Annotated in this window: 1 protein-coding gene; it reads right to left on the bottom strand. The window is 30.6% G+C overall.

Annotation, left to right across the window (positions count from 1 at the left end; genetic code table 11):
- Positions 1–97: 97 nt before the first annotated feature.
- A complete protein-coding gene (locus tag KBI38_03600; protein MBP8629151.1) occupies positions 98–1,081 on the bottom strand; it encodes a tyrosine-type recombinase/integrase in 984 nt (327 codons plus the stop codon).
- Positions 1,082–1,390: the final 309 nt, after the last annotated feature.

Here is a 1,390-nt window from a genome sequence, read left to right as displayed (position 1 = left end):
AATAAAAACGGATATTGAAAAAAAGAGACCTCCTATCGTAGAATAAACTCGATAGGAGGTTTTGCTATGTCCAGAAAAAATCAAGGGAATCCTTTATTTAAAACATTTTATGCAATGGATTATTTTTAAATAAATTACCTTGTTCAATATAGCGTCGAACCATTTTTTCAGATTTATGACGAGTTTGTTGCATAATATTACGCTCATCAACATCATGTTGTGCTGCACTGGTAGCAAAACCTCGACGTAGACTATGACCGGCAAAATCATCAGGATTAAAACCAGCTAAAGCGACATATTTCTTTAAAATTAAAGCTACTGATTGACTGGTTAATCTTTGATTGCGGATTTGTTTATGTTTATTAAGTGGTCTAAATAACGGCCCTGATTTATCCGGCAATTCATTTATCCAATTTTTAAGAGCTGTAACTGCGCAAATATTATGATTAGAAGCGTAGGGGATAGCGACATATTCACCACGCCCATCTTGGTCACCTTTAGACTTTGATATTAAAATAATAACACCATCATTAGTAAAGCTTAAATCTTCGATATTAATAGCAACTAGTTCAGAGCGCCTAAATGCCCCCATAAATCCTATTAAAACAAGAGCTTTATCACGAATACCAGTAATATCACCAATAGCAAAATAAGAGCTTAACTCTGTAATATCTTCCATAAGTATTGGTGCTTTACCATGTTGCATTGTACCTTTTTCACGTTTAATAGAATCTAAGGCATTACGGACTAAGGCGTGGCGACAAGGATTTTGTTCAAAAAAGTTAGCAGCTTTATGATTTTCAGAAATAGCACTTAAGCGACGTGACACAGTATTAGCTTTAGCATTATCAGCTAAATCATTGATATAGTTAATAACAGTTTCTGGTTCAGCCGGTAGTGGACTTAATTTAGCATGGTTACACCAATCATAAAAGTCCAGCCAATCAGATTCATAAGCTCTGAGAGTGTTATCAGATTTTGTTTTTTGCAATCTTTTTTTACTTTTTAAAGATAATTTTTTATTTGTTTGAATAAGATTATTCTTTTTAAGAAAAAACTTGTTATCACTAGTAGTATTCATAATAGCTCCTATCTTCAAAATCAGCCTTAACTAGTGATAACTATAAATTATCATTAGTTAGAAATAGTAAAAAACATGGATATTTAATCCATGTTTTAATTATATCTCAAATTAACTTATAAAGGCAATTTATTTATAATCTTTTCTATCCAGTTATCAACTGTCGAGAAATAAAGAATATTAATTGCAGTTTTGCGAACAAATGTTTGATTGTGCTTTGATTTCTTGTTATAATATAAATATTAATAATTTAAGGAGTTTTTTATGCTTAATCCATCTAATCTAACTAAACGAAAAAAAGATATATAT

It is taken from the genome of Negativicutes bacterium, assembly GCA_018052945.1.
GTDB lineage: Bacteria > Bacillota > Negativicutes > JAGPMH01 > JAGPMH01 > JAGPMH01.
This window is presented reverse-complemented; position numbering and strand designations above follow the sequence as displayed.